This window comes from Streptomyces sp. NPDC056169 (genome assembly GCF_042268445.1).
In the GTDB taxonomy this organism is placed as follows: domain Bacteria; phylum Actinomycetota; class Actinomycetes; order Streptomycetales; family Streptomycetaceae; genus Streptomyces.
The window spans coordinates 158544-184435 of the sequence record NZ_JBHJUO010000001.1 but is presented as its reverse complement, the minus strand read 5'-3'; the positions used below and the strand labels follow the sequence as shown (position 1 = coordinate 184435).

At 71.4% G+C, this 25892-nt stretch carries 20 protein-coding genes; 13 read left to right on the top strand and 7 right to left on the bottom strand.

Annotated features, from left to right (window positions below; translation table 11 throughout):
* Positions 1 to 23 precede the first annotated feature (23 nt).
* The 3 genes from ACFC0G_RS00870 to ACFC0G_RS00860 all read left to right on the top strand — a co-directional run bounded on the left by ACFC0G_RS00870 (position 24) and on the right by ACFC0G_RS00860 (position 3903).
* Positions 24 to 602 (top strand): TerD family protein, encoded by a 579-nt coding sequence (locus tag ACFC0G_RS00870; RefSeq protein ID WP_376395062.1) that lies wholly within the window; start codon positions 24 to 26, stop codon positions 600 to 602.
* Between the two features lie 156 nt (positions 603 to 758).
* Positions 759 to 2645 (top strand): TerD family protein, encoded by a 1887-nt coding sequence (locus tag ACFC0G_RS00865; protein ID WP_376395059.1) that lies wholly within the window; start codon positions 759 to 761, stop codon positions 2643 to 2645.
* Positions 2646 to 2877: 232 nt separating this feature from the next.
* Complete coding sequence (locus ACFC0G_RS00860) at positions 2878 to 3903, top strand: TerC family protein (RefSeq protein ID WP_376395056.1); 1026 nt, start codon at positions 2878 to 2880, stop codon at positions 3901 to 3903.
* A 71-nt stretch (positions 3904 to 3974) separates the two neighbouring features.
* Here the strand turns inward: ACFC0G_RS00860 and ACFC0G_RS00855 are convergent, their stop codons facing one another.
* The 3 genes from ACFC0G_RS00855 to ACFC0G_RS00845 all read right to left on the bottom strand — a co-directional run bounded on the left by ACFC0G_RS00855 (position 3975) and on the right by ACFC0G_RS00845 (position 6886).
* The gene (locus tag ACFC0G_RS00855) at positions 3975 to 5345 is read right to left on the bottom strand and encodes an MFS transporter (RefSeq protein ID WP_376396122.1); all 1371 of its coding nucleotides are present in this window, start codon (positions 5343 to 5345) and stop codon (positions 3975 to 3977) included.
* Positions 5346 to 5495: 150 nt separating this feature from the next.
* A complete protein-coding gene (locus tag ACFC0G_RS00850; protein ID WP_376395053.1) occupies positions 5496 to 6152 on the bottom strand; it encodes an MBL fold metallo-hydrolase in 657 nt (218 codons plus the stop codon).
* Between the two features lie 35 nt (positions 6153 to 6187).
* Positions 6188 to 6886 (bottom strand): maleylpyruvate isomerase family mycothiol-dependent enzyme, encoded by a 699-nt coding sequence (locus tag ACFC0G_RS00845; protein ID WP_376395050.1) that lies wholly within the window; start codon positions 6884 to 6886, stop codon positions 6188 to 6190.
* Positions 6887 to 7042: 156 nt separating this feature from the next.
* On the opposite strand from ACFC0G_RS00845, the gene uvrA reads away from it, so the two are divergent.
* The gene (gene uvrA / locus ACFC0G_RS00840) at positions 7043 to 10114 is read left to right on the top strand and encodes an excinuclease ABC subunit UvrA (RefSeq protein ID WP_376395047.1); all 3072 of its coding nucleotides are present in this window, start codon (positions 7043 to 7045) and stop codon (positions 10112 to 10114) included.
* Between the two features lie 135 nt (positions 10115 to 10249).
* Positions 10250 to 10675 (top strand): Rieske (2Fe-2S) protein, encoded by a 426-nt coding sequence (locus tag ACFC0G_RS00835; protein WP_376395044.1) that lies wholly within the window; start codon positions 10250 to 10252, stop codon positions 10673 to 10675.
* Between the two features lie 45 nt (positions 10676 to 10720).
* Here the strand turns inward: ACFC0G_RS00835 and ACFC0G_RS00830 are convergent, their stop codons facing one another.
* Positions 10721 to 11650, bottom strand: coding sequence for a hypothetical protein (locus ACFC0G_RS00830; protein WP_376395041.1), 930 nt, complete (start codon positions 11648 to 11650; stop codon positions 10721 to 10723).
* 235 nt (positions 11651 to 11885) lie between these two features.
* Between ACFC0G_RS00830 and ACFC0G_RS00825 the strand changes: the two genes are divergently transcribed.
* Positions 11886 to 12473, top strand: coding sequence for a papain-like cysteine protease family protein (locus ACFC0G_RS00825; RefSeq protein ID WP_376395038.1), 588 nt, complete (start codon positions 11886 to 11888; stop codon positions 12471 to 12473).
* 5 nt (positions 12474 to 12478) lie between these two features.
* Positions 12479 to 13255, top strand: a complete 777-nt coding sequence (locus tag ACFC0G_RS00820) for a hypothetical protein (RefSeq protein ID WP_376396119.1) — start codon at positions 12479 to 12481, stop codon at positions 13253 to 13255.
* Between the two features lie 459 nt (positions 13256 to 13714).
* On the opposite strand, the gene ACFC0G_RS00815 is transcribed toward ACFC0G_RS00820, so the two are convergent.
* Both ACFC0G_RS00815 and ACFC0G_RS00810 read right to left on the bottom strand, forming a co-directional pair.
* Positions 13715 to 14401, bottom strand: a complete 687-nt coding sequence (locus tag ACFC0G_RS00815) for a response regulator (RefSeq protein WP_376396116.1) — start codon at positions 14399 to 14401, stop codon at positions 13715 to 13717.
* A gap of 45 nt (positions 14402 to 14446) precedes the next feature.
* Positions 14447 to 15676 (bottom strand): sensor histidine kinase, encoded by a 1230-nt coding sequence (locus tag ACFC0G_RS00810; RefSeq protein WP_376395035.1) that lies wholly within the window; start codon positions 15674 to 15676, stop codon positions 14447 to 14449.
* A gap of 259 nt (positions 15677 to 15935) precedes the next feature.
* Between ACFC0G_RS00810 and ACFC0G_RS00805 the strand changes: the two genes are divergently transcribed.
* A complete protein-coding gene (locus ACFC0G_RS00805; RefSeq protein ID WP_376395032.1) occupies positions 15936 to 18173 on the top strand; it encodes an MMPL family transporter in 2238 nt (745 codons plus the stop codon).
* A 220-nt stretch (positions 18174 to 18393) separates the two neighbouring features.
* Complete coding sequence (locus ACFC0G_RS00800; protein WP_376395029.1) at positions 18394 to 19755, top strand: erythromycin esterase family protein; 1362 nt, start codon at positions 18394 to 18396, stop codon at positions 19753 to 19755.
* Positions 19756 to 19857: 102 nt separating this feature from the next.
* Here ACFC0G_RS00800 and ACFC0G_RS00795 read toward each other — a convergent pair whose 3' ends face one another.
* Complete coding sequence (locus tag ACFC0G_RS00795; protein ID WP_376395026.1) at positions 19858 to 20622, bottom strand: SDR family NAD(P)-dependent oxidoreductase; 765 nt, start codon at positions 20620 to 20622, stop codon at positions 19858 to 19860.
* 58 nt (positions 20623 to 20680) lie between these two features.
* Here ACFC0G_RS00795 and uvrC point away from each other — a divergent pair, with 58 nt between their 5' ends.
* From uvrC to whiA, 4 genes are read left to right on the top strand one after another with little or no spacing between them, the layout of a single operon-like run.
* The gene (gene uvrC, locus ACFC0G_RS00790; protein WP_376395023.1) at positions 20681 to 22678 is read left to right on the top strand and encodes an excinuclease ABC subunit UvrC; all 1998 of its coding nucleotides are present in this window, start codon (positions 20681 to 20683) and stop codon (positions 22676 to 22678) included.
* Complete coding sequence (rapZ, locus tag ACFC0G_RS00785) at positions 22675 to 23736, top strand: RNase adapter RapZ (RefSeq protein WP_376395020.1); 1062 nt, start codon at positions 22675 to 22677, stop codon at positions 23734 to 23736. Before uvrC ends, rapZ begins: the two co-directional genes overlap by 4 nt.
* A complete protein-coding gene (gene yvcK, locus ACFC0G_RS00780; protein ID WP_376395017.1) occupies positions 23733 to 24758 on the top strand; it encodes a uridine diphosphate-N-acetylglucosamine-binding protein YvcK in 1026 nt (341 codons plus the stop codon). The genes rapZ and yvcK overlap by 4 nt, the downstream gene beginning before the upstream one ends.
* Positions 24749 to 25738 carry a DNA-binding protein WhiA gene (whiA, locus tag ACFC0G_RS00775; RefSeq protein WP_017238652.1) on the top strand — a complete coding sequence of 330 codons (990 nt, stop codon included), beginning with the start codon at positions 24749 to 24751 and terminating at the stop codon, positions 25736 to 25738. Before yvcK ends, whiA begins: the two co-directional genes overlap by 10 nt.
* Positions 25739 to 25892 lie beyond the last annotated feature (154 nt).

Below are 25892 nucleotides of genomic sequence, written 5' to 3'. Positions count from 1 at the left end.
AACGCAACGAGAGGGGCAAGCGCGTGACGGTCAACATGACCAAGGGTCAGGCCATCAGCCTGGAGAAGCAGGGCGGGGGCAGCCTCAGCCAGGTGCGGATGGGGCTCGGCTGGCAGGCGGCACCGCGCCGCGGTCTCTTCGGCAAGCGCACCCAGGAGATCGACCTGGACGCCTCGGCCGTCCTCTTCGCGGACAAGCAGCCGGTCGACGTGGTCTTCTTCCGGCACCTGGTCAGCGACGACGGCTCGGTCAAGCACACCGGTGACAACCTCGTCGGCGGCGCGGGCCAGGGCGGGGACGACGAGGCGATCCTCGTCGACCTCCAGCGGGTCCCGGTCCACATCGACACGATCGTCTTCACCGTGAACTCCTTCACCGGTCAGACGTTCCAGGAGGTGCAGAACGCCTTCTGTCGGATCGTCGACGAGACGAACGGCCAGGAGCTCGCGCGCTACACCCTCGACGGCGGCGGCAACTACACCGCGCAGATCATGGCGAAGGTGCACCGGGTCGGCTCCGGCTGGCAGATGACCGCCCTGGGCAACGCGGCCAACGGCCGTACGTTCCAGGACCTGATGCCCGCGATCCTGCCGCACCTGTAGGCAGGCCCGCGCAGGACGCACTCACAGCTCCCGGAGGCAGCAGGCCACCGGGAGCTGTCCCGCACCACCGCACCACCGCACGACCGAACCACCGCGCCACCGCGCCACCGCACATCCGCACCATTCGTACCGGGAACCGCTGAGGGGACAGAGCCGATGACGGCCGAGCTGGTCCGGGGGCAGAACCACCCCCTGCCCGACACCCGACTGGAGATCAGGGTGTCGGCCGGTCACCCGGTCGTCGCCGGGGCCGCCCTCGGCGACGAGCGGGGCAGGGTCCCGGGCGTGGAGTGGATCGCCCACCCCGTCGCCCCCTCGCTCCCCGGCGTGGACGTCCCCCGGCAGGCCGCCGCCGACCAGCGCCTCGCCGTCGACCTGGCGGCGGTCCCGGACACCGTCCACCGCGTCTCCGTCCTCCTGGCACTGCCCGACGGCATCGGCGGGCCGACCTCCTTCGGGAGGGTCGCCGCCCCCTTCGTCGCCGTCACCGGCCCCGACGGCACCGAGATCGCCAGCTACACGATCACCGGGCTCGGCAGCGAGTCCGCCGTCGTCGCCCTGGAGCTGTACCGCCGGCAGGGCGCCTGGAAGGTCCGCGCCATGGGCCAGGGATACGAGGGCGGTCTCGCCGCCCTTCTCGGCGACCAGGGCCTGGACCGCCCCGCCGACCTGGCCGCGTCGATCATGGAGACGGAGCGCGCACGCCACACGCCGCCACCCGCCCAGGTCCCGGCCCACCCGGACCCTGCCCCGGAGCCCGCCCCCGCCGCCCCCCGGCCCGCCCCCGGCACGGGAGGCCCGATCAGCTACGCCCACCCCCGGCGCCGGCCCGCCACGCCGGAGCCGCAGCCCGCACCGGCCCCGCAGGCGCCTCAGCGTCCGCCCGGGCCGCAGGGGCCGCAGGTGCCGCCCGTGCCCGTCGCCGGGGACGCGGCAGGCTGGTCCATGGACGAGCGCCTGTACAACCAGGTGTGGGGGATGTTCGAGGACCTGGCCCGTACCGCCGCCGCCTACCGCAGTGCCTGCGAGTTCGCCGAGTCCCGGCTCGACCGGGAGCTCGACGAGTCGCTCTCCGACTACCGCTCGCGGGTCGGCGGCGCGAACGACGCCGCGCGGGCGGCCGCCCGCGCCCGGCACGACGAGCTGGTCGAGCGGGCCCAGGAGGTCCTGGACCGGGACCTCGCCCAGCTCGCCGTCGAGTCCGAGGTCGTCGAACCGGCCCTGCCGCCCGCCTACGCCCGCTGGGACAACCCGGTCTGGCACGCCTACCGCCCCCCGGCGGAGGAGCCGATGGCCGTGCGCCTGGGCGACCTCCACCTCCCCGAGCGCACCGAGCTCCGCATCCCCATGCTCGTCCGGCTCCCCATGGAGCGAGGGCTCTGGGTGGACAGCGGCCGCGGCCGCTCGGAGGCGGCCGCCCTCCTCGACGAGACCGAGCTGAAGCGGCTCGCCCTCGACAGCGCGGTCGCGCACACGGCCCGGCTGCTCGCCGTCCACCCGCCGGGTGAGTTCGCGGTCCACGTCGTCGACGCGGCCGGTGCGGGCACCGCCGCGCTCGCGCCGCTCGTGGACACCGGTGTGCTCGCCGCCCCGCCCGCCCGGGGCGCGGCCGGCGTCTCGGCCGTCCTCGAGCAGCTCACCGAGCGGGTCGACCTGCTGCAGATGGCCCTGCGGAACGGCGCGGTCGACGCGCTGCCGCCCGGCCTGGACACGGCCCGGCAGCTCCTGATCGTGCACGACTTCCCGCACGGCTTCGACGACCGGGCGGTCACCCGGCTCCGGTACCTCGCCGACGAGGGCCCCGGCGTCGGCGTCCATCTGCTGATGGTGGCCGCCCGCGAGGACGCCGCCGCGTACGGACCCGTGCTCGACCCCCTCTGGCGCTCGCTGCTGCGGCTCACCCCCGTCCCCGACGACCACCTCGCCGATCCGTGGGTCGGTCACGCGTGGTCGTACGAGCCCCCGCTGCTGCCGCCGGGCAGCCGGATCCTCCGTCAGGTCCTCGCGCAGGTCGTGGACGCCCGCCCGGCAAAGCGACTCTGACCTGGCCTTTTGGCGGCTCTTTACCCTCCCCTTTACCTTCTCTTGGTCTTTCGGGTAGTGTTCATGGTGCGGAGGGGAGTACTCCCCGTGTGCGGCGTACCCGTCAATACGGACGGATCCTCAGTGATCCGATCCCGGGGCGTCGGCCCGACCGCGGTGTGAGCCGCTCGGGTGGAAGAGACCTCCGGCAGCGACGACGCTGATCAAAGAGCCGTACGACGCCGGAGGCGCAGTGGACGTTTCAATGACCCTGTGGGTGCTGACCATTCTCGGTCTGGTCGCCCTCATCGGAGCCGACTTCTTCATCGGGCGGAAGCCCCATGACGTCTCGGTCAAGGAAGCCGGAATCTGGACGATCGTCTGGGTCGTGCTCGCCGTGCTCTTCGGAGTCGGCCTGCTCTTGTTCGGCAACAGTCAGGCGGCCGGGGAGTTCTTCGCCGGCTACGTCACCGAGAAGTCGCTCAGCGTCGACAACCTCTTCGTCTTCATCCTGATCATGGCGAAGTTCTCGGTCCCCTCCCACCTCCAGCAGCGCGTGCTGCTCGTGGGTGTGGTGATCGCCCTGGTCCTCCGCACGATCTTCATCGTCGCGGGCGCCGCGGTCATCGCGAACTTCTCGTGGGTCTTCTACATCTTCGGCGCGTTCCTGATCTACACCGCCTGGAAGCTCATCCAGGAGGCGCGTGCCGACGAGGAAGAGGAGGACTGGGAGGAGAACCGTCTCCTCAAGTCCGTCGAGAAGAAGTTCGGCGTCGCCGACAAGTACCACGGCACCAAGCTCTTCATCCGCGTCAACGGCAAGCGCGTCCTGACCCCGCTGATGGTCGTCATGATCGCCATCGGCACCACGGACATCCTCTTCGCCCTCGACTCCATCCCGGCGATCTTCGGCCTGACCCAGGACCCGTACATCGTCTTCACCGCCAACGCCTTCGCCCTCATGGGCCTGCGGCAGCTGTACTTCCTGATCGGCGGCCTGCTCAAGAAGCTGGTCCACCTCAGCTACGGCCTGTCGGTGATCCTCGGCTTCATCGGCGTGAAGCTCGTGCTGCACGCCCTGCACGAGTCCGGGGTGCACGTCCCGGAGATCTCCATCGGGTTCTCGCTGGCGGTCATCGGCGGCGTCCTGGTCGTCACCACGATCACCAGCCTCATCGCCTCCAAGAAGCAGTCGGAGCGAGCCGCTGCCGAGGGCGCGGCCGACACCAAGGGTGTCGAGGACGCGGACGGCGTCGAGAAGGACAGCGTCGACGCCTGACGCGTCTTCCACGGCGACGGCCGGCCCGGGGCGCCCGCCCCTGGCCGGCCGTCGCCGTCTCGCGCCCTCCCTCAGGCGGGCGCGGCCCCCGCCGCCTCGGTCTCCGTCTCCTTGACGGCCGTCGCCTCGGCCTCGTCCGCCTCGGCCTCGTCCGTCTCGGTCTCGCTCGCCTCGGTCTTCGCCGTCCCGACGCGGTCCGGCAGGGTCTCCGGGAGGAGGGCGAAGCAGCCCAGGCTGATGAGGGCCACCACGGTCAGATAGGCCGCGACGCCCCAGGGCGGGCCCGATCCGCCGTCCGAGAGGGTCGTGGCGACGATGGGCGTGAGCGCGCCGCCGAGGACGCCCGCGAGGTTGTAGCCGACGGCCGCTCCGGTGCAGCGGACGCGGGGCTCGTAGAGCTCAGGGAGGTACGCGGCGATCACCGCGAACATCGTGATGAAGGCCAGCAGCGAGCCCAGGAAGCCGAGGAACATCAGGACCGGCTCCGCGGTGTGCAGCAGGGCCACCATCGGGAACATCCAGAGCGCGGAGGCCGCGCACCCCGCGAGACACAGCGGGCGGCGGCCCCAGCGGTCGGCCAGCAGGGCCACGAAGGGCGTGGCCGCGCCCTTGACCGCCACCGCGGCCATGACACAGGTCAGCATGACCGTGCTGCTCACCCCGAGCCGCTCGGTGCCGTAGGTCAGGGCCCAGGTGGAGACCGTGTAGAACACCGCGTACCCGACGGCGAGCGCCCCGGCCGTCAGCAGCACGAGACGCCAGTGGTCGCGCGCGATCTCGGCCAGCGGGGCGCTCGCCCGGCCTCCCGACGCGGACAGCTCCTCGAACTGCGGGGTCTCCGCCAGCGAGGAACGCAGCAGCAGCCCGGCCGCCGCGAGGACACCCGCCGCCCAGAAGGGCACCCGCCAGCCCCAGGAGCGGAACTCCGCGTCGCTCAGCCCCGCCGTGAGCGCCAGCATCACCCCGTTCGCGAGGAGGAAGCCGACCGCCGGGCCGATCTGCGGGAAGCTCGCCCACAGCGCGCGCCGGTTCGCGGGCGCGTGCTCGGCCGTCAGCAGGACGGCGCCGCCCCACTCGCCGCCGAGGCCGAGGCCCTGGAGGAAGCGGAGGGTGAGCAGGAGCAGCGGCGCGGCGATGCCGAGCGTCTCGTACGTGGGGACACAGCCGACCGCGACGGTGGCGCAGCCGGTCAGGAGCAGCGAGGCGAAGAGGACCGGCCGGCGGCCGTACCGGTCGCCGACGTGCCCGAAGAGCACCGAGCCGAGCGGGCGGGCGACGAAGCCGATGGCGAAGGTGCCGAAGGCGGCCAGGGTCCCGGCGAGCGGGGAGAAGGTCGGGAAGAAGAGCGGCCCGAGGACGAGGGCGGCGGCGGTCCCGTAGACGAAGAAGTCGAAGAACTCGATGGCGGTGCCGACGAGCGAGGCGGTGGCGAGCCGGACCATCGAGGGAGGAGCGGGCGGAGCCGGGGGAGCGGGCGGCGACGGAGAGTGACTGGTGCGCATGTGGCGCCAACTACCCGGCGGCCATCCGGGTTACGGGGGCGTACGGTAGCGCGCGGCCGGTGAGCCGCGCGCCGGGGGTACGGCGGTGGGTCACCAGCCGCGCTCGCGCCACTCCGTGAGGTGCGGGCGCTCGTCACCGAGCGTGGTGTCCTTGCCATGGCCCGGGTAGACCCAGGACTCGTCCGGCAGGGCGCCGAAGAGCTTGGTCTCCACGTCGTGGATCAGGCTCGCGAAGGCCTCCGGGTCCTTCCAGGTGTTGCCCACCCCGCCGGGGAAGAGGCAGTCGCCGGTGAAGACGTGCGGGTGGCCGTGCGGGTCGTCGTAGACGAGGGCGATCGAGCCGGGGGTGTGCCCGACCAGGCGGCGGGCGGTCAGCTCGACCCGGCCCACGCGGACCGTGTCGCCGTCCTCGACCGGCACGTCGGTGGCGACCGGGATGCCCTCCGCGTCGTACGCCCCCGCGTAGGTCCGGGCGCCGGTCGCGGCGACGACCTCCGCCAGGGCCTGCCAGTGGTCGCCGTGCCGGTGGGTGGTGACGACGGCGGCGATGCCGTCGTCACCGATCAGCGTGAGCAGTGTGTCGGCGTCGTTGGCCGCGTCGATCAGCAGCTGTTCGCCGGTCGCCCGGCAGCGCAGCAGGTACGCGTTGTTGTCCATCGGGCCGACCGAGACCTTCGAGATCATCAGGTCCGTCAGCTCGTGAACGTCCGCCGGTCCGCCGACCTTCACACTTCCGCTGTACGTCATGGGCTCAGCCTAGCTCCGCCCACCGACAGCGGTGGCTACAGCGGCGGGAGAGCGGGGAGCGGGCCGCCCTCGGTCTTGAGAGCGGCGCCGTCGCGGCGGCCGGCGAGCCAGCCGAGCAGCTCGGCGGCCGGGCCGGTCACGGTCACCTCGGCGCCCTCGGCGCCCTCGGCGGAGCCGGTGGTCCAGGTGCCCGTGCCCTCCGCGGCCACGATCCGGGTCGGCGGCACGGTCGCGTTGCCCGTGAAGCGCTCCGCGAGGAAGTCGATCTCCCGCCGGACGAACTCCCCGGGCAGGTCCTCCAGCTCGTAGCCGACGCCCAGGTCGACGTGGTGCAGGGCCACCTCCACCCAGCGGCGGAACGGGATCCGGGAGGCGCTGTCCGTGACGCCGTTGCGGAGCTCGACGGTGCGGCTCCAGTCGGCGGGCTCGGCGCCCGCGGCCTGGAAGCCGTCGCCGCTCTCGCGCACGTCGGCGAGCTGGACGGCGAGGGGGCGGGCGGCGTCGCGCTCGATGTCGGCGTCGCGGGTCGCGGCGTCGGCGTACATGGGGCGCCCCTGGAGGACGTTCACCAGAGCGTCGGCGTTCCGGGCGATGTGGGCCAGGACATGGCCGCGGGTCCAGCCCGGAAGCCGTGACGGCTGGGCCGCCGCCGCGTTGTCCCAGGAGGCGGCCGCGGCAAGCAGCAGGTCGGTCGCCGCCTTGACAGAGGCGAGATCACGTTCGTGGTCGATCATGGCGCCGACCCTAGCGCCGCCACTCGTTCGGGTGAAGCGGCCTCCATGAGGCCGGAAATCGAATGTGCGTGCTATAGGCTCGACGGAAGCATCCGGCATCCTTGGTTGTTGGGTGTGTCAGGCACATCCGCTCTCTCAAGAAAGGTGCGGACCGGCGTGGCCGACCGTCTCATCGTTCGTGGCGCTCGCGAGCACAACCTCAAGAACGTCTCGCTCGACCTCCCGCGTGACTCCCTCATCGTCTTCACCGGGCTCTCGGGATCGGGCAAGTCCTCCCTCGCGTTCGACACGATCTTCGCCGAGGGGCAGCGCCGGTACGTCGAGTCGCTCTCCTCCTACGCCCGGCAGTTCCTCGGTCAGATGGACAAGCCGGACGTCGACTTCATCGAAGGTCTGTCGCCCGCGGTCTCCATCGACCAGAAGTCGACCTCGCGCAACCCGCGCTCGACGGTCGGCACCATCACCGAGGTCTACGACTACCTCCGCCTGCTCTTCGCCCGCATCGGCAAGCCGCACTGCCCCGAGTGCCGCCGGCCGATCTCCCGCCAGTCGCCTCAGGCCATCGTCGACAGGGTCCTGGAGCTCCCCGAGGGCAGCCGCTTCCAGGTCCTCTCGCCGCTCGTGCGCGAGCGGAAGGGCGAGTTCGTCGACCTCTTCGCCGACCTCCAGACCAAGGGCTACAGCCGCGCCCGGGTCGACGGCGAGACCGTACAGCTGAGCGAACCGCCGACGCTGAAGAAGCAGGAAAAGCACACGATCGAGGTAGTCGTCGACCGCCTCACCGTGAAGGACAGCGCCAAGCGCCGCCTCACCGACTCCGTCGAGACCGCGCTCGGCCTCTCCGGCGGCATGGTCGTGCTCGACTTCGTCGACCTCCCCGAGGACGACCCCGAGCGCGAGCGGATGTACTCGGAGCACCTCTACTGCCCGTACGACGACCTCTCCTTCGAGGAGCTGGAGCCGCGCTCCTTCTCCTTCAACTCGCCCTTCGGCGCCTGCCCCGACTGCACCGGCATCGGCACGCGCATGGAGGTCGACCCCGAGCTGATCGTCCCGGACGAGGACAAGTCGCTCGACGAGGGCGCCATCCACCCCTGGTCGCACGGGCACACCAAGGAGTACTTCGGCCGGATGATCGACGGCCTCTCCCAGGCCCTCGGCTTCCGCACCGACATTCCCTTCGCCGGCCTTCCGCAGCGGGCCAAGAAGGCCCTCATGTACGGCCACAAGACCCAGATCGAGGTCCGCTACCGCAACCGCTACGGGCGGGAGCGCGCCTGGACCAGCCCCGCCTTCGAGGGAGCGGTCTCCTTCGTCAAGCGGCGGCACGGCGAGGCCGAGAGCGACTCCAGCCGCGAGCGCTTCGAGGGCTACATGCGCGAGGTGCCCTGCCCCACCTGCGAGGGCACCCGCCTCAAGCCGATCGTCCTCGCGGTCACGGTCATGGACCGGTCCATCGCCGAGGTCTCCGGGATGTCCATCAGCGACTGCGCCGAGTTCCTCTCCCGGCTGACCCTCAACGCCCGCGACAAGAAGATCGCCGAGCGGGTCCTCAAGGAGGTCAACGAGCGGCTGCGCTTCCTCGTCGACGTCGGCCTCGACTACCTCTCCCTCAACCGGGCCGCCGGCACGCTCTCCGGTGGCGAGGCCCAGCGCATCCGGCTCGCCACCCAGATCGGCTCCGGCCTCGTCGGCGTGCTGTACGTGCTCGACGAGCCGTCCATCGGCCTCCACCAGCGCGACAACCACCGGCTCATCGAGACCCTGGTCCGGCTCCGGGACATGGGCAACACGCTCATCGTCGTCGAGCACGACGAGGACACCATCAAGGTCGCGGACTGGGTCGTCGACATCGGCCCCGGCGCCGGCGAGCACGGCGGCAAGGTCGTCCACTCCGGCACCATGAAGGAGCTCCTCGCCAACGAGGAGTCGATCACCGGGCAGTACCTGTCCGGCCGGAGGGCGATCCCCACCCCGGACATCCGCCGCCCCGTGGACCCCGGGCGACGGCTCACCGTGCACGGCGCCCGCGAGAACAACCTGCTGGACATCGACGTTTCCTTCCCGCTGGGCGTCCTCACGGCCGTCACGGGCGTCTCCGGATCCGGCAAGTCGACCCTGGTCAACGACATCCTCTACACCCACCTGGCGCGCGAGCTGAACGGCGCCAAGTCGGTGCCGGGGCGCCACACGCGCGTGGACGGCGACGACCTCGTCGACAAGGTCGTGCACGTCGACCAGTCCCCGATCGGCCGCACCCCGCGGTCGAACCCGGCGACCTACACCGGCGTCTTCGACCACGTCCGCAAGCTCTTCGCCGAGACGATGGAGGCCAAGGTCCGGGGCTACCTGCCCGGCCGGTTCTCCTTCAACGTCAAGGGCGGCCGCTGCGAGAACTGCTCCGGCGACGGCACGATCAAGATCGAGATGAACTTCCTCCCGGACGTCTACGTCCCGTGCGAGGTCTGCCACGGCGACCGGTACAACCGGGAGACCCTGGAGGTCCACTACAAGGGCAAGTCCATCGCCGAAGTCCTGAACATGCCGATCGAGGAGGCCCTCGACTTCTTCGAGGCCGTCCCCACCATCGCCCGGCACCTGCGCACGCTCAACGAGGTGGGCCTCGGGTACGTCCGCCTCGGGCAGTCGGCGCCGACGCTCTCCGGCGGCGAGGCCCAGCGCGTGAAGCTCGCCTCCGAGCTCCAGAAGCGCTCCACGGGCCGCACGGTCTACGTCCTGGACGAGCCGACCACGGGTCTGCACTTCGAGGACATCTCGAAGCTGATCAAGGTGCTGTCCGGCCTGGTCGACAAGGGCAACTCGGTGATCGTCATCGAGCACAACCTCGATGTCATCAAGACCGCCGACTGGCTCATCGACATGGGCCCCGAGGGCGGCAGCGGCGGCGGCCTGGTCGTCGCCGAGGGCACGCCGGAGGAGGTCGCCTCGGTCCCGGCCAGCCACACCGGCAAGTTCCTCCGCGAGATCCTCGGCGCGGACCGGATCAGCGACGCCGCCGGGACCGTCCCGGCGGCCCGGGGGGCGCGGAAGACGGCGGCGAAGAAGGCTCCGGCCAAGGCGCCCGCCAAGAAGGCCGCGGCGACGAAGACGGTTGCCGCGACCAAGACGGCCGCGGCGACCAAGACGGCCGCCAAGAAGTCGGCCACGAAGGCGACCGCCACCAAGGCCGCCGCGAAGAAGGCGACGACGCGGGCCCGCAAGGCCTGACGTTCCCGGCAGGGCCCCCTCCTCGGGGGCCCTGCTCCGTCTCCGGACGGACCCCGGGCCCGGCCGTCGGCGCAGGGAACCCCGCCGGTATCGTCGGTTCGGTCACGCCTTGCCCCGATCCACCGTGGAGCGCCCATGTCCGGCCAGTCCAGCCGCCGCACCGTACTGAAGGGCGCCGCTCTCGCCGGTGCCGCCGGGCTGGGAGTCGCCGCCTGCTCCACCGAATCCAAGCTGGGCCACGCCGGAGTCCCGACCCCGACCGCCCCGGTCGCCCTCGGCGCCCCGGACGAGATCCCCGTCGGCGGCGCCAAGCTCTACCGCGAACAGAAGGTCGTGGTGAGCTGCCCGGCCAAGGGCCAGTACAAGGCGTTCAGCGCCCAGTGCACCCACGCCGGCTGCGTCCTCGACAAGATCGAGGACAACGAGGGCAACTGCCCCTGCCACGGCAGCCGCTTCGACGTGACGACCGGCAAGGCGGTCAAGGGCCCGGCCACGGTCCCGCTCCCCGAGGTCCCGGTCCGCGTCGAGAACGGCAAGCTGGTCGCCGGCCCGGAGGCGTAGCCCCGAGTCACCGGCCCCGAGACGTAGGCCCCGAAGGCCGGACCCTCACGACCAGTCCCAGTCGATGCCCAGGATCCCCGGGCGCACCCCCTGCTCCACGACGTGCACCGTGCGGTGCCGGCCGCTCAGGGTCAGCTCCGCACGGCCCCCGCGCGGCGCGCCCGCCGAGGTCTGGGCGAACCTCCGGCACCGCACCGGCAGCGCCGCCTCGTCGAAGCGCACCTGGAGCACGTACTGCCCGCCGGCGAAGCTGAACCCGCGCACGTACTCCCCGCTCGGGCCCGCCGTGCCGTCCTCGAACCCGTACGAGAACAGATGCGTGTCCCCGGCCCGCAGCCGCGCGTCGAAGAGCAGCTCCGCGACCAGCACACCCGTCCCGGCGTGCCACCGCACCCGCCCGGTGCGGCAGTTCTCCACGGCCCGCACCTCCACCCGGGACGGATCGCACCCCGGATCCCCGTGGTGGATGGCCAGATAGCGGTCGACCCCGTCCCGGTGCGCCCGCACGACGTGCTGCGACTCGCGCCCCACCAGCTCCCGCGCCGCCCCGATCCGTACCCGCTCGTGGTGCCCCACCGTGTGCAACCCGCCGTCCGCAGGGGACTCCAGCTCCGTGAGCAGCTCCTCGACCGACCCGGACGCCTCCACCAGTGAGCGGTACGAGCGGCCCGCCGGGCGCTCCACGTCGGCCCGGCCCGCCGCGTCCCCCGACAGGAGCCGGAGCAGCGAGTTCCCGGGCAGCTGGAGCACCTCCTCCAGGGCCCGCACGGCCTTCAGGGACTCCGGCCGCTGCGGCCGCCGGGCGCCCTGCTGCCAGTAGCTGAGGCTCGTCACCCCGACCCTGATGCCCCGGTGCGCCAGATGGTGCTGGACCCGCTGGAGCGGCAGCCCGCGCACGGCGAGCGCGGTGCGCAGCGCCAGATGGAAGGGACCGGTGTGCAGCAGCTGTGCCAGATCGGCCTCGGTGTGGCTCACGAGGGCTCCTCAGTGAACGTTCACGGTGGGGGAGCGGACCGTCGCGCCGCGAGCGGTGGGCGGGCAGGTGGGCCGAGGGCGTCCGTTCACACCCGGGTCACACCGTTCACAGTCCGATGTCACCCCGCATTGAAGCGTGTTGACCCGCTCCCGACAACGGCAGATGCTCCTGACCAGCGTCCGGACGCGCTCCTCCACTCCCCACATCCCCACCCCCCTCCACGGGAGGAACGCGATGCGCAGCAGAAGACTGTCCCTCGCGGCACTCGCCGCAGCCGCCCTCTTCTTCGTCCCCACCACGACGGCGTCCGCCGCGCCCGCCGGTGAGGACGTCTCCACCCTCGCCTCCAAGCAGCTCGACATCACCATGCAGGCCCAGCAGAAGACCAACTGGTGCTGGGCGGCGGGCGGCAACACCATCGCCACCTGGTTCGGCCGCAACTACAGCCAGAACCAGTTCTGCAACGCCGCCTTCAACCGCCAGCAGGGCTACGACTGCCCCAACAACCAGGCCACCCTCGGCAACGTCCAGACGGGACTGAGCTGGGCCGGCGTCAACCCCGGCTCGTACGTCACCGGCTGGCTGCGCTACCCGACCGTACAGACCGAGATCAACGCGAACAGGCCGATCGAGACCCGCATCCAGTGGTCGAGCGGCGGCGGTCACATGCACGTGATCTACGGCTACGACGACGCCAACAGCTGGGTCTACTGGGGCGACCCCTGGCCGTCCAGCGACCGGTACAACTGGGCCTCGCACGCCTGGTACGTCAACAACAACTCCTTCTCCTGGACCCACTCGCTCTACCGGATCGGGGCGTGACGACGATGAACGGACGTGCCATCGGCGCCGGTCTCCTGACCACCGCCGCCCTCGTCGCCCTCGGGGCGCTCCCCGCCGCCGCCGCGGAGACCCTGCCGTCCGCGCCGACCCCCGAGCAGGCCGCCTCCGCGCCGCAGACCCTGGACACCCTGTCCCGGTTCTTCGCCCGGGACGGGGCGCTCGCCCGCTCGGCCGCCGCCCCGCGCGTCGAGGGCGGATCGGTGCCGGTACGGATCCTGTCCCCGGACTTCGTCGCCGGGAAGGCGGGGGCGCCGGTCGCCCGCGTCGAGTTCCGGGCCAGCCGGGCCGTCGCCTCCGACGGCCAGAAGGCCTCGCTGTGGACGGTGAAGCAGCCCGGCGGCTGGCAGGTCGTGAACATCGCCACCGGCGACGACGAGATCCGGTACGCCGAGCAGGGCGGGCGCGTGCTGCCCGGCGGGCTCGTCTTCCGGGAGCCGCAGATCGACGCGTGGTACGTCCAGAAGGGCGCGAAGGTGCTGCCGCTGGACGAGGACGCGGTGCGGGCGGTCGGGAAGAACGGGACGAGTCTGGCCGCGTACCGGTCGCGGGTCGCTCGCGACTATGGGGACAAGCTGCCCGGCTCGGCGTACGCGAAGAAGGGGGCGGCGGGCGGGTACGCGCCGCAGGCGAGCGGGCCGGTGCCGCACGAGGAGCCGGCCGTCACGGTGGCCTCCACGGCGGCGGGCGCAGGTGCGGTCCTGGCCCTCGCCCTGATCGCCACAACGGCGATACGCCGTCGGCGCGCGACCCAGGAGCCCTGAGCCGCCCCCGGTGGCTGGCGCGCCGCCTCCGGTGGCCGGCGCGCCGCCTCCGCGCTGGGGCCTGCCCCCTCTCGGGGCAGGCCCCAGCGGGCTACTTCCGAGACGTCGGGCTGGGAGGCCAGGGCCCGGACTCGAGGCTGAATCCGTCGTTCCGCGGAAGCTCGCCGCGCCGCGACAGGGCCGGCGCTGATCTCGCGGTGTGCAGCGGGATGCGGTGGCAGGAGTGGGCGACGGTGCTGCTCCCCGCGCTGGGGATGGGCCCGGGCGCGTGCGCGGAGGAGGCCGATTTCCGGGTTCAGGCGTGTGCGAAGTCGGCGGTCGGGTTCCCGAGCAGGCGATGCGGTCGGTCGAGACGTATTGCCTGCTGGAGCGTCCACCGTACCCAGCGCCGTCGCCTCTGGCCTGAGGCGGGGCAACAGATGACACGGCGGGACGTCATCCTGGCCCGAAGGGCTCGGTTCAGTCCGGATCGGCGGCCTGTCGGGCTGCCACCAGGCCCGACTCGTAGGCCGCAATCACAGCCTGCGCCCGGTCACGGACGCCGAGTTTGTCGAAGATGCTGGTGATGTAGTTCTTGACGGTGGAGACACTGATCTCCATGGTGCGTGCGATCTGGTTGTTGTCCAGGCCGGTAGCCACCAGGCGCCAGACCTCCACCTCGCGCGGGGTGAGACCGGGGGTGCCTTCTGCGGCGGGCAGCCGACGGTTCGGGGGCGCAACCTGCTCGTTCCTGACGTAGGCGGAGATCAGCCGGGTCAGCAGACGGGGAGCGACGGCGGCCTCGCCCGCACGGACGGTGCGGATCGCGGCCACGAGGTCCTCGGGCGAGCTGTCCTTGGGCAGGAAACCGTATGCGCCGGCGCGCAGGGCGGCGACCACGTACTCGTCCATGTCGAAGGTGCTGAGGGCGAGCACCCGGCACTCGGGAAGGTCACGAGCCAGTCGCTCGGTGGCGGCCACCCCGTCGAGGACGGGCATCCGGATGTCCATCACCACGACGTCGGGACGGTGCTCGCGGGCGAGCACAAGAGCCTGCTCGCCGTTCTCGGCCTCGGCAACCACGGTGATGGCAGGAGAGGGGCCGAGGATCAGGGCCAGCCCGCGCCGCACAAGCGGCTGGTCGTCCGCGATCAGTACCCGGATCATCCGCTCGCCCGCGGCCTCGTTTTCGGCGTCTGTCCCGCTCACCGGTCAGTCCTCCTCATCCTCGCCCGTCGGAGCTTCCAGCGGCAGGCTGGCCACGACCCGGAAGCCGGCCTCGGGCAGCGGACCGGCCTCCAGCGCGCCGCCGTGCAAGGCGACCCGTTCACGCATGCCGACCAGACCGTATCCAGCGCCCTGCCTGATGCCGGGGGCCAAAGCTGCCGCGTCCATCGCGCCTTGGTCGGTGACGGACACACGGACACGCTCGGGCAGACAGGTGAGGCGGACCTCCACCGGGACGTCGGGCCCTGCATGCTTGCGGGCATTGGTCAGTGCCTCCTGGACGACCCGGTAGAGAGTGAGACCGACCACCGGCGGCAGTCGTCCGGGCTCGCCATCCACGGTCAGCTCGGTGGGCTGTCCGGCCTCCCGAGATTCCTTGATCAGGCGGTCGAGGTCGGCAAGGCCAGGCTGTGGCGCCTCCGGGGTGCCGTGCCGGTCGGTCGCCGTGTCCTCGTCGGTCCGCAAGACGTCGAGGAGCTGCCGCATCTCGCGCAGGGCCAGCCGCCCCGACTCCTCCAAGGTGACCAGGGCATCGCGGGCGACACCGGGGTCGTGGTCGAGGTTGGCGCGGGCGCCGCCCGCCATCAGCTGCATGATCGTGATGCGGTGGGCGACGATGTCATGCAGCTCCCTGGCGATGCGGCGGCGTTCCTCGGCTACCGCCCGGTCGGCGAGGAGCCGGCGGTTGGCCTCCGTCTCCTGGTGCCACCGGTTGACCGCGAGGCCGGTGGCGGCGATGAGGCAGGCGGCGAGGCAGGCGCTGGTCACGTTCAGGAGCCCGTGCGGGGCGGAGAGGTCCGGGGTGAGCAGGGTGACGCCGATCGCCCCGATCGTCAGGGCGGCCGTCGCCCACGGGCGGCCGGTCCGGGCGGCCGAGTAGAGGGCAACCGCCAGGGCGGCGCCGAAGTGGTGGTCTATGGGCGTCGTCAGGTTCAGCAGCGCGACGAGCACCAGGCTGACGGTCATGACGGTGAGCGCGAAACGGCGCCTCATGAGCAGCGGCAGCGCGGAGACGGTCACCAGCAGGACGCCGGCACTTGACACGGGTGAACCCTTGACCTGCGAAAAAGCGGTATATCCGACGAGGTCCACGACAGCCGCGCCGACGGCCACCAGGGCGTCGTTGCGGGTCCACGGCAACGTGTCGGCGTCCGGCGGGAAGAGGCGCCCGCGCAGCGCCTGACGCGTCGGCACGGTGCTGCGACGCGTCACCATTTTGGTCCTCTCTTGCTGTTCTCCGCTGTGGTGCCGGACGGTCCGCCCGGCACCGGGGTCTTCCGCCATTGTCCCTGCGCGCCGCAGCCCCTGGCTCCGCCCCAGGGCCGAAACCGGACCAGGACCAGGGTCCCGGTCCGGCGGATGGCCGGTCCCAGGGCCCTGTACGGCTTCTCGTCCCACGCTCGTACGATCTCCGCGCATTCCGGTGATGTGCTGTAAGGGAACTGCCCGAGATAGTTTTCGAACGGAAGTCCCTGTGATTCGCACCCTGGCCGGATTCTCCACGAGAAATCCATGGAAGGTCATCACCCTCTGGGTACTGCTGGGAATAGGACTGGCCATAGTGGGTCAGGCGCTGATGTACCGGGCCACCGAGAGCCAGCTCGGTGACTTCCTGCCCGAGAAGTACGATTCGGCAGCGGCGCTGAAGGTCGCCGAGGACAAGTTCGGGATCAAGCCGGACGCCAATGCGGTGACCATGCTGGTGAAGCGGGCCGACGGAAAGCCGCTCGGCGCGGCCGACCAGCAGCGCGCGGAGGCAGCGGCAGCGGCGCTCGGCAGGCAGCGGGTGACCATGCCGAAGCCCAAGGACACCCCCGACTTCCTGGCGAAGGACTATTCCCAGACGCCGAAGGTGACGCCCGGCACGGTCGCACCCCACCGCGCTTTCGTTCTCTTTTCCGTAGGCCTTTCCGGTAATTCGACCGACCCCGGCCTGCAGAACCTATTCAAGGAATTCCGGAATACCGCCTCCGACAGGTACGCGCAGGACGGACTGCGCACCGGATTCGCCGGCGGTCTGGCCGACCTCGTCGACAGCCACGAGGCGGAGAAGACCACGAGCACAGTGGCCGGGGCACTCACCATCGGTCTGATCGTGCTGCTGAACGTGCTGGTGTTCCGTAGTGCCTTGGCGGCGCTGCTGCCGCTGCTGGCGGTCAGCATCGTCGGCGGGGCCGCCGCGGGTGCGGTGGTCGGCACGGCGCTGCTCACCGGGATCAAACTGGACCCGAGCACACCGCAGCTGATCAACGTGGTGCTGCTCGGCATCGGGATCGACTACTTCCTGTTCCTGCTGTTCCGCTTCCGTGAGCGGCTGCGCGCGCAGCCCGAGCGGAGCGCCCGCGAGATCGCGGGTGAGGTGACGGGGCGGGTGGGCTCCGCGATCACCTCGGCGGCGCTCACCATCGTCGCCGCCTTCGCCACTCTCGGTGTCGCCAGCTTCGGGCAGTTCCGGGTGCTCGGCCCGGCCGTCGCGATCTCGGTCATGGTGATGCTGCTGGCCAGCCTGACCTTCATGCCCGCCCTGCTGGCGGTCACCGGACGCAGGATGTTCTGGCCCTCCCGCGCCCTGAAGCGCGCGCCGCGCGAGGGTTCGGCCGGACGCTTCGGCGACACCGTCGCCCGGCGACCGCTCGCCGTCACGGTCGGCGCCGTCGTCCTGCTGGGTGCGCTGGCCGCCGGGATGGCCGGCATGAAGATGGACTACAGCACCGGCAGCGGCAGCGGCGGTACACCGGCCGCGGCCACCGCCGCAGAGATCTCCCGCGCCCTGCCCGCGGGGGTGTCCGACCCAACCGAGGTCTACGTCACCAGCGGCGACGGCGGCGCTCTCGACCGGCACGGCGTCGACGTCCTGGTCAAGGCGCTCGGCCGCACGCAGGGCGTGGGCCAGGTGACTCCGGTCGTCTACGACAAGGCGGGCGGCGCCGCCCGGATCGGCCTCTACCTGACCGCCGACCCACAGAGCCAGGAGGCACGCGACCTGGTGTCCGGGCCGGTGCGGGCGACCGTCGCACGGCACACACCCACGGGCGTCGAGGCACACGTCGGCGGCACGGCGGCGATCTTCGCGGACATTTCCACCGCCGTCTCCGAGGATCTGGAGCTGGTCTTTCCCATCGCCGCCGCGCTCATCGCGCTGATCCTGCTCGTCCTGCTTCGCAGCCTGCTGGCACCGGTGGTGCTCATGCTCTCCGTCGGGCTCGGCTTCGCCGCCACGCTCGGCGCCTCCACCCTGGTGTTCCAGCACGTACGCGGCGAAGCGGGCGTCAACTTCACCCTGCCGCTGGTGCTCTTCCTGTTCGTGGTCGCCCTGGGCACGGACTACAACATCCTGATGAGCGACCGCATCAGGGAGGAGATGGAGCGCCCGGGCCCGGCCCGCTCGGCAGTGGCCCGCGCCGTACGGCACACGGCACCGGCCATCGCCACCGCCGGACTGGTGCTGGCCGGTTCCTTCGGCAGCCTCGCGGTGAACCCCGCCCCGTCCACCCAGCAGATCGGCTTCGCGACTGCCCTCGGCATCCTGCTGTCGGCGTTCGTTCTGTCCGTCGCGCTGGTCCCGGCGCTCGCCGCGCTGCTCGGCCGCTCCCTGTGGTGGCCCGTCCGGCCGCGCCGCGCCGCGAGGCAGCCCTTGCCGTACGAGCCCGGGCGGCAGCCCGGCGAGCCGGGTCCCACCCCGGTCCCGTACGACCGCATCGGCACAAACTGACCGCCGCACCGCCGCCTTCGGGCTCCCGCACGGCCGTCACCGCAAGGAACGCGCGGGCGAACACGGCGAGCCTGTGTGCCGATCGCGTCCGGGGAGGGCGTTCACCACCCGAACCGCCTGTAAACCTCCACCCGATCGAGCGCTCGGACGGCCACGCGCAGTGGCGGGTCCCGTGCGCCTTCTGGAATCCACACGCAAGTTGATCGAAGGGCAAGAACACATGGCTAGGCACACGAAGCGCATCACCCGCCGGCGGCTGCTGGCAACGGCGGCGATCGTGGCGGGGGCTGTCCTCACTCCGGTGGCGGTCCAGGCGGCCACCGTCGACAAGGTCGACACGACCAGGGGGAAGCAGAACCCGGTACACGGGCTGGAGCGGGCGGCCCACCCGCTGCGTGCGACCGAGCCCGGCGGAAACACGGCCGACCTGCGAGCCCTGTCCACGATGATCGGCGACGCCAAGGTGGTCGGCCTCGGCGAGGCCACCCACGGCTCCCACGAGTTCTTCACCATGAAGGAGCGGGTCTTCCGCCACCTGGTGGAAAAGAAGGGCTTCACCACCTTCGCCCTGGAGCTGAGCTGGTCCGCGGGACTCCAGATCGACGACTACCTCCAGACCGGCAAGGGCGACGCTCGCGAGATCGCCGAACAGACGCTGGCCAACTCTCCTTGGGAACGCGAAGAATTCGTGAGTCTCATCGAGTGGATGCGCGACTACAACCGCAACCACCCCGACCGTCCCGTGCACTTCATGGGCGACGACATCGGCGCCCCCTCGTTGAATGACGCGTTCTTCGAACGAGTGACCGGCTACGTGAAGAAGAACCACCCCGATGCGCTGCCGCGGCTCAACGTGCTCTACACCGGCCTGCGGCCCATCGACGACGTCTTCGCCTACCTGGCCAAGCCGCTCGCGGAGCGGCAGCAGCTCGCCGCCAAGGCGCAGCAGGCCCTGGAACTGGTCAGCAGCCAAAAGGGCTCCGGCGGAGACGCGTTCGACTGGGCCGAGCAGAACGCCCGCTCCATCGCCCAGACCGCCAAGTTCCTCACCTTGAACCCCGCCGACCCGGAGTCCCTGAACAGCCTTCAGCGCTTCCGCGACGAGGTCATGGCCCAGAACGTCACGTGGTGGCAGAAGCACACCGGCGACAAGATCCTGGTGTCGGCGCAGAACAACCACGTCGGCTACGTCTCCGACAACCCCGAGATGTACTCCAAGACGCAGGGGGCGTTCCTGCGCGACACCATAGGCAAGAACTACCTGCCCATCGGCTTCACCTTCAACCAGGGCTCGTTCCTGTCGAAGGACGCCGCCCTCGGCGGCGAGTGGAAGAAGTTCACCGTGGGCGCCGCCGAGCCCGGCCGGAATGAGCACACCCTCGACCAGGTCCGTTACCGGGACTTCTACCTCGACGTCCGCAAGGCCCCGGCCGCCGCGCGCGCCTGGCTGAACGTCGCCCGGCCCACGCTCAACATCGGCACGCAGTTCCCCGAGAAGCCCCGCGACGTCACGATCGCCAAGTCCTTCGACGTTCTCATCCACCTCCACGAAATCCGGGAGGCCGAAAAGATGAAGCCGTGACGCCCGCGACGCGCCCCGCCTGGACGAGCCGCGAGAAGAGGCGGGTCAACGACTCACCGTCCACAGCCCACAACGCTCCGTAGCAGGAGGGGCCGGCGCTCATCAGCGGGCCAGGTAGCCGCCGTCTACCGGGAGGATCGCGCCCGTGATGAAGGACGCTTCGGCCGAGGCCAGGAAGAGGATCGCCGCCGCCACCTCCTCCGGCGTGCCGAAGCGGGCCATGGGGTGGGCCCGGAGGACCTCGGAGAGGTACTCCGGGCCGCCGGGCTCCACGCGGGCCGCCGCGACCCGCTCCGTCTCGATCGTGCCCGGGGCCACCGCGTTCACCCGGATCCCGCGCTCCGCCCACTCCACCGCCAGGTGCTTGGTCAGCCCGCTCGCGACGAACTTCGCCGGACCGTAGACCGCCTGCCGTGCCTGCCCGGCGACCCCCGAGATCGACGACGTGCACACGATCGCCCCGCCGCCCGAGACGAGCATCGCCTCGATCGCGTACTTGCACGTCAGGAACATGCCCCGGCCGTCGACGGCCATGACCGCGTCGAAGTCCGCCCCATCCGCCTCGGTGATGTCGAGTAGCGGGATGACGCCCGCGTTGGCCACGAGCACGTCGAGCCGTCCGAAGCGCTCCACCGCCGTGTCGATCATCCGCCGTGCGTCCTCCGCCAGGGAGACGTCGCCGATCACGGGGACGACCCCCTCCAGCGTCGCGAGACCGTCCCCGTCGAGGTCCGCGGCCACGACCCGCGCGCCTTCGGAGAGGAAACGCTTCGTCGTCGCCCGGCCGATCCCGCTCGCCGCGCCCGTGATCACGCACACCCGGTCCGCCAGCCGTCCCGCGGCCCGTCCCGTCACCTGATTCGCCATGCTTCGCCAACGAGTGCGCGAGGCCGGAGTGTCGGTCCCCGCCAGTAGGGTGGGGAGTATGGCAGACCCCTCCAGCTACCGCCCCAAGCCGGGGCAGATCCCCGACTCGCCGGGGGTCTACAAATTCCGCGACGACCACCGCCGGGTGATCTACGTGGGGAAGGCGAAGTCCCTGCGTCAGCGGCTGGCGAACTACTTCCAGCCGCTCGTGAGCCTGCACCCGCGCACGGCCACCATGGTGACGACCGCCGCCTCCGTGGAGTGGACCGTCGTCTCGACCGAGGTCGAGGCGCTCCAGCTGGAGTACTCCTGGATCAAGGAGTTCGACCCCCGGTTCAACGTCAAGTACCGGGACGACAAGAGCTATCCGTACCTCGCGGTCACGCTCAACGAGGAGTTCCCGCGCGTCCAGGTCCTGCGCGGTCACAAGAAGAAGGGCGTGCGCTACTTCGGTCCGTACGCGCACGCGTGGGCGATCCGCGAGACCGTCGACCTGATGCTGCGGGTCTTTCCGGTGCGGACCTGCTCGGCGGGAGTGTTCCGGAACGCCGCTTCGGCCGGCCGCCCCTGCCTCCTCGGCTACATCGGCAAGTGCTCGGCGCCGTGCGTCGGCCGGGTCACGCCCGAGGAGCACCGCGAACTGGCCGAGGAGTTCTGCGACTTCATGGCCGGCCGCACCGGCACGTACATCCGCCGGCTGGAGAAGCAGATGATGCTCGCCGCCGCGGACATGGAGTACGAGAAGGCCGGCCGGCTCCGGGACGACATAGAGGCCCTGCGCCGGGCCATGGAGAAGAGCGCGGTCGTCCTCGCCGACGCCACCGACGCCGACCTGATCGCCCTCGCCGAGGACGAGCTTGAGGCCGCCGTCCAGATCTTCCACGTCCGCGGCGGGCGCGTGCGCGGCCAGCGCGGCTGGGTCACCGACAAGGTGGAGGCCGTCGACACGGCCGGGCTCGTCGAGCACGCGATCCAGCAGCTGTACGGGGAGGAGAGCGGCGACGCCGTCCCCAAGGAGGTCCTGGTCCCGGCGCTCCCGGAGGACGCCGAGGCCGTCACCGCCTGGCTCTCCGGCCGTCGCGGCTCCAACGTCTCGCTGCGGATCCCGCAGCGCGGCGACAAGAAGGACCTGATGGAGACGGTCGCGCGCAACGCGCAGCAGGCCCTCGTCCTGCACAAGACCAAGCGCGCCAGCGACCTGACCACCCGCTCCCGGGCCCTGGAGGAGATCGCCGAGGCCCTGGACCTGGACTCGGCGCCGCTGCGGATCGAATGCTTCGACATCTCCCACCTCCAGGGCGAGGACGTCGTCGCCTCGATGGTCGTCTTCGAGGACGGGCTGCCCAGGAAGAGCGAGTACCGCCGCTTCCAGATCAAGGGCTTCGAGGGACAGGACGACGTCCGCTCGATGCACGAGGTGATCAGCCGGCGCTTCAAGCGCTATCTCGCCGAGAAGGAGAAGACCGGCGAGTGGGTCGACGGGGACGTGCCGGAGGGCGAGGTCCCCGCGCAGGCCCCCGGCGAGGACGACGGCCGGCCCAAGCGCTTCGCGTACCCGCCCCAGCTCGTCGTCGTCGACGGCGGGCAGCCGCAGGTCGCCGCCGCCCGGCGCGCGCTCGACGAGCTCGGCATCGACGACATCGCGGTCTGCGGGCTCGCCAAGCGCCTGGAGGAGGTCTGGCTCCCCGGCGACGACGACCCGGTGGTGCTGCCCCGCTCCAGCGAGGGCCTCTACCTCCTCCAGCGCGTGCGTGACACGGCTCACGACTTCGCCATCCGCTACCAGCGCTCCAAGCGGACGAAACGCATCCGGACCAGCCCCCTTGACGCGGTCCCGGGTCTCGGCGAGACGCGGAAACAGGCGTTGATCAAGCATTTCGGCTCGGTGAAGCGGCTCCGGCAGGCGACAATCGAGCAGATCTGCGAGGTCCCCGGCATGGGCCGGAAGACCGCGGAGTCGGTGGTCGTGGCCCTCGCCCAGGCGGCCCCGGCCGCACCCGCCGTGAACACGGCGACAGGAGAGATCATGGAAGACGACGGGGGCGGCACGGCATGACCGCGCACGAGCAGCACGACGAGAACGAGCAGCACGAGCAGCACGACGAGAACGAGCAGCACGAGCAGCACGACGAGAACGAGCAGCAGGACCAGCAGGACCAGAGCGAAGAGCAAGACCAGCACGACCGAGAAGACGGAGCAGGACACGTGAGTACGGGCACGAAGGAGACCCCCGGCGACAACGGCGCCGAGGCGGCCATTCCCGAGCTGGTGATCATCTCCGGCATGTCCGGAGCCGGCCGGTCCACCGCGGCGAAGTGTCTGGAGGACCTCGGCTGGTTCGTCGTGGACAACCTGCCGCCCGCGCTGATCCCCACCATGGTGGAGCTCGGCGCCCGCTCCCAGGGCAACGTCGCCCGGATCGCCGTCGTCGTGGACGTCCGCGGCCGGCAGTTCTTCGACAACCTCAGGGACTCCCTCGCCGACCTCGACTCCAAGCAGGTCACCCGCCGGATCGTCTTCCTGGAGTCGTCCGACGACGCCCTGGTCCGGCGCTTCGAGTCGGTCCGCAGGCCGCACCCCCTCCAGGGCGACGGCCGGATCACCGACGGCATCGCCGCCGAGCGCGACCTGCTGCGCGAGCTGCGCGGCGACGCCGACCTGGTGATCGACACCTCCAGCCTCAACGTCCACGAGCTGCGCGCCAAGATGGACGCCCAGTTCGCCGGGGACGAGGAGCCCGAGCTCCGGGCGACCGTCATGTCCTTCGGCTTCAAGTACGGCCTGCCGGTCGACGCCGACCTCGTCGTCGACATGCGCTTCCTGCCGAACCCGCACTGGGTCCCCGAGCTGCGCCCCTTCACCGGCCTCAACGAGGAGGTGTCGAACTACGTCTACAACCAGCCCGGCGCCAAGGAGTTCCTGGACCGCTACACGGAGCTCCTCCAGCTGATCGCCGCGGGCTACCGCCGCGAGGGCAAGCGGTACGTGACCATCGCCGTGGGCTGCACGGGCGGCAAGCACCGCTCCGTCGCCACCGCCGAGAGGCTCGCCGCCCGCATCGCCGCCGAAGGGGTCGAGACCGTCGTCGTGCACCGGGACATGGGGCGCGAGTGAAGCCGTACCGCCGCCGCGCCTCCACCCTGACGGCGCGGCGCTCGCTCCGCAGACGAGGTGCCCAGCCCAAGGTCGTCGCCCTGGGCGGCGGCATGGGCCTGTCGGCCTCCCTGGCCGCCCTCCGCCGGATCACCGGTGACCTCACCGCCGTCGTCACCGTCGCCGACGACGGGGGCTCCAGCGGCCGGCTCCGGGAGGAGCTCGGCGTGCTGCCCCCGGGCGACCTGCGCAAGGCGCTCGCCGCGCTGTGCGGGGACGACGACTGGGGCCAGACCTGGGCCCGGGTGATCCAGCACCGCTTCCAGTCCAAGGGCGAGATGCACGGCCACGCCGTCGGCAATCTGCTGATCGTCGCCCTCTGGGAACAGCTCGGCGACCCCGTGCAGGCCCTGGACCTGGTGGGCAGGCTGCTCGGCGCCCAGGGCCGGGTGCTGCCCATGTCCGCCGTACCGCTGGAGCTCCAGGCCCTGGTCAAGGGCCACGACCCGGAGCGGCCGGAGGACGTGGACACCGTGCGCGGGCAGGCGACGGTGGCGCTCACCCCGGGTGAGGTGCAGTCCGTGCACCTCGTGCCGCACGACCCGCCGGCCGTGCCCGAGGCGGTCGCGGCCGTGCTCGACGCGGACTGGGTGGTCGTGGGTCCGGGCTCCTGGTTCTCCTCGGTGATCCCGCACCTTCTGGTCCCCGAAATCCTCGACGCGCTCGTGGAGACGAAGGCCCGGAAGGTGCTCTCGCTGAACCTCGCGCCGCAGCCCGGAGAAACAGAGGGCTTCTCTCCGCAGCGTCATTTGGAGGTTTTGGGACGACACGCCCCTAAACTCGCCCTGGACGTGGTGCTCGCCGACGAGGCAGCCGTGCCCGATCGCGAGTCCCTCGCCGATGCCGCCAAGCGGCTCGGTGCCGCGGTCGAGCTGGCGCCGGTGGCCGGGCCCGACGGCTCCGCGAAGCATGACCCGGAGCTGTTGGCCGCCGCGTACGACCGTATTTTTCGGATGCATGGAAGGATCGGCCCATGGCGATGACGGCAGCGGTGAAGGACGAGATCTCCCGGCTTCCCGTCACCCGGACCTGCTGCAGGAAGGCAGAGGTCTCGTCGATCCTGCGGTTCGCGGGCGGGCTGCACCTGGTGAGCGGCCGCATCGTGATCGAGGCGGAGCTGGACACGGCGATGGCGGCGCGCCGCCTGAAGCGGGACATTCTGGAGATCTTCGGACACAGCTCCGAACTGATCGTGATGGCCCCCGGCGGGCTGCGGCGCGGCTCGCGCTTCGTGGTGCGGGTGGTGGCCGGCGGCGACCAGCTGGCCCGCCAGACGGGCCTCGTGGATGGCAGGGGCCGCCCCATCCGGGGTCTCCCCCCGCAGGTGGTCTCCGGCGCGACCTGTGACGCGGAGGCGGCCTGGCGCGGCGCCTTCCTCGCCCACGGCTCGCTGACCGAGCCCGGCCGGTCCTCCTCCCTGGAGGTCACCTGCCCGGGACCGGAGGCGGCGCTCGCCCTGGTCGGCGCGGCCCGCCGGCTCTCCATCGCGGCGAAGGCCCGCGAGGTGCGGGGCGTGGACCGGGTCGTCGTCCGCGACGGCGACGCGATCGGCGCCCTGCTGACCCGGCTCGGCGCGCACGAGTCGGTGCTGGCCTGGGAGGAGCGGCGGATGCGGCGCGAGGTCCGCGCCACGGCCAACCGCCTGGCCAACTTCGACGACGCCAACCTGCGCCGCTCGGCGCGGGCCGCGGTCGCCGCGGGGGCCCGGGTGCAGCGCGCCCTGGAGATCCTCGCCGAGGAGGTGCCCGAGCACCTCGCCGCCGCGGGCCGCCTCCGCATGGAGCACAAGCAGGCCTCCCTGGAGGAGCTGGGCGCGCTCGCCGACCCGCCGCTGACCAAGGACGCGGTGGCCGGACGGATCCGCCGCCTCCTCGCGATGGCCGACAAGCGGGCGCAGGACCTGGGCATTCCCGGGACCGAGTCCAACCTGACCGAGGAGCTCGACGACAGCCTGGTCGGCTGACCGGCCCCCGTCGCCGCACGGAATCACGAACTCCACGCTGCCGGTGCCCTTCTGAGGCACCGGCAGCTTTTCCGTACCACCGCGAGGCACCCTTGACAGGCCCATGGGTGCCCATGAGCCTGGCGTCTGTTCACCTTCGTGGCAGGCAACAGCA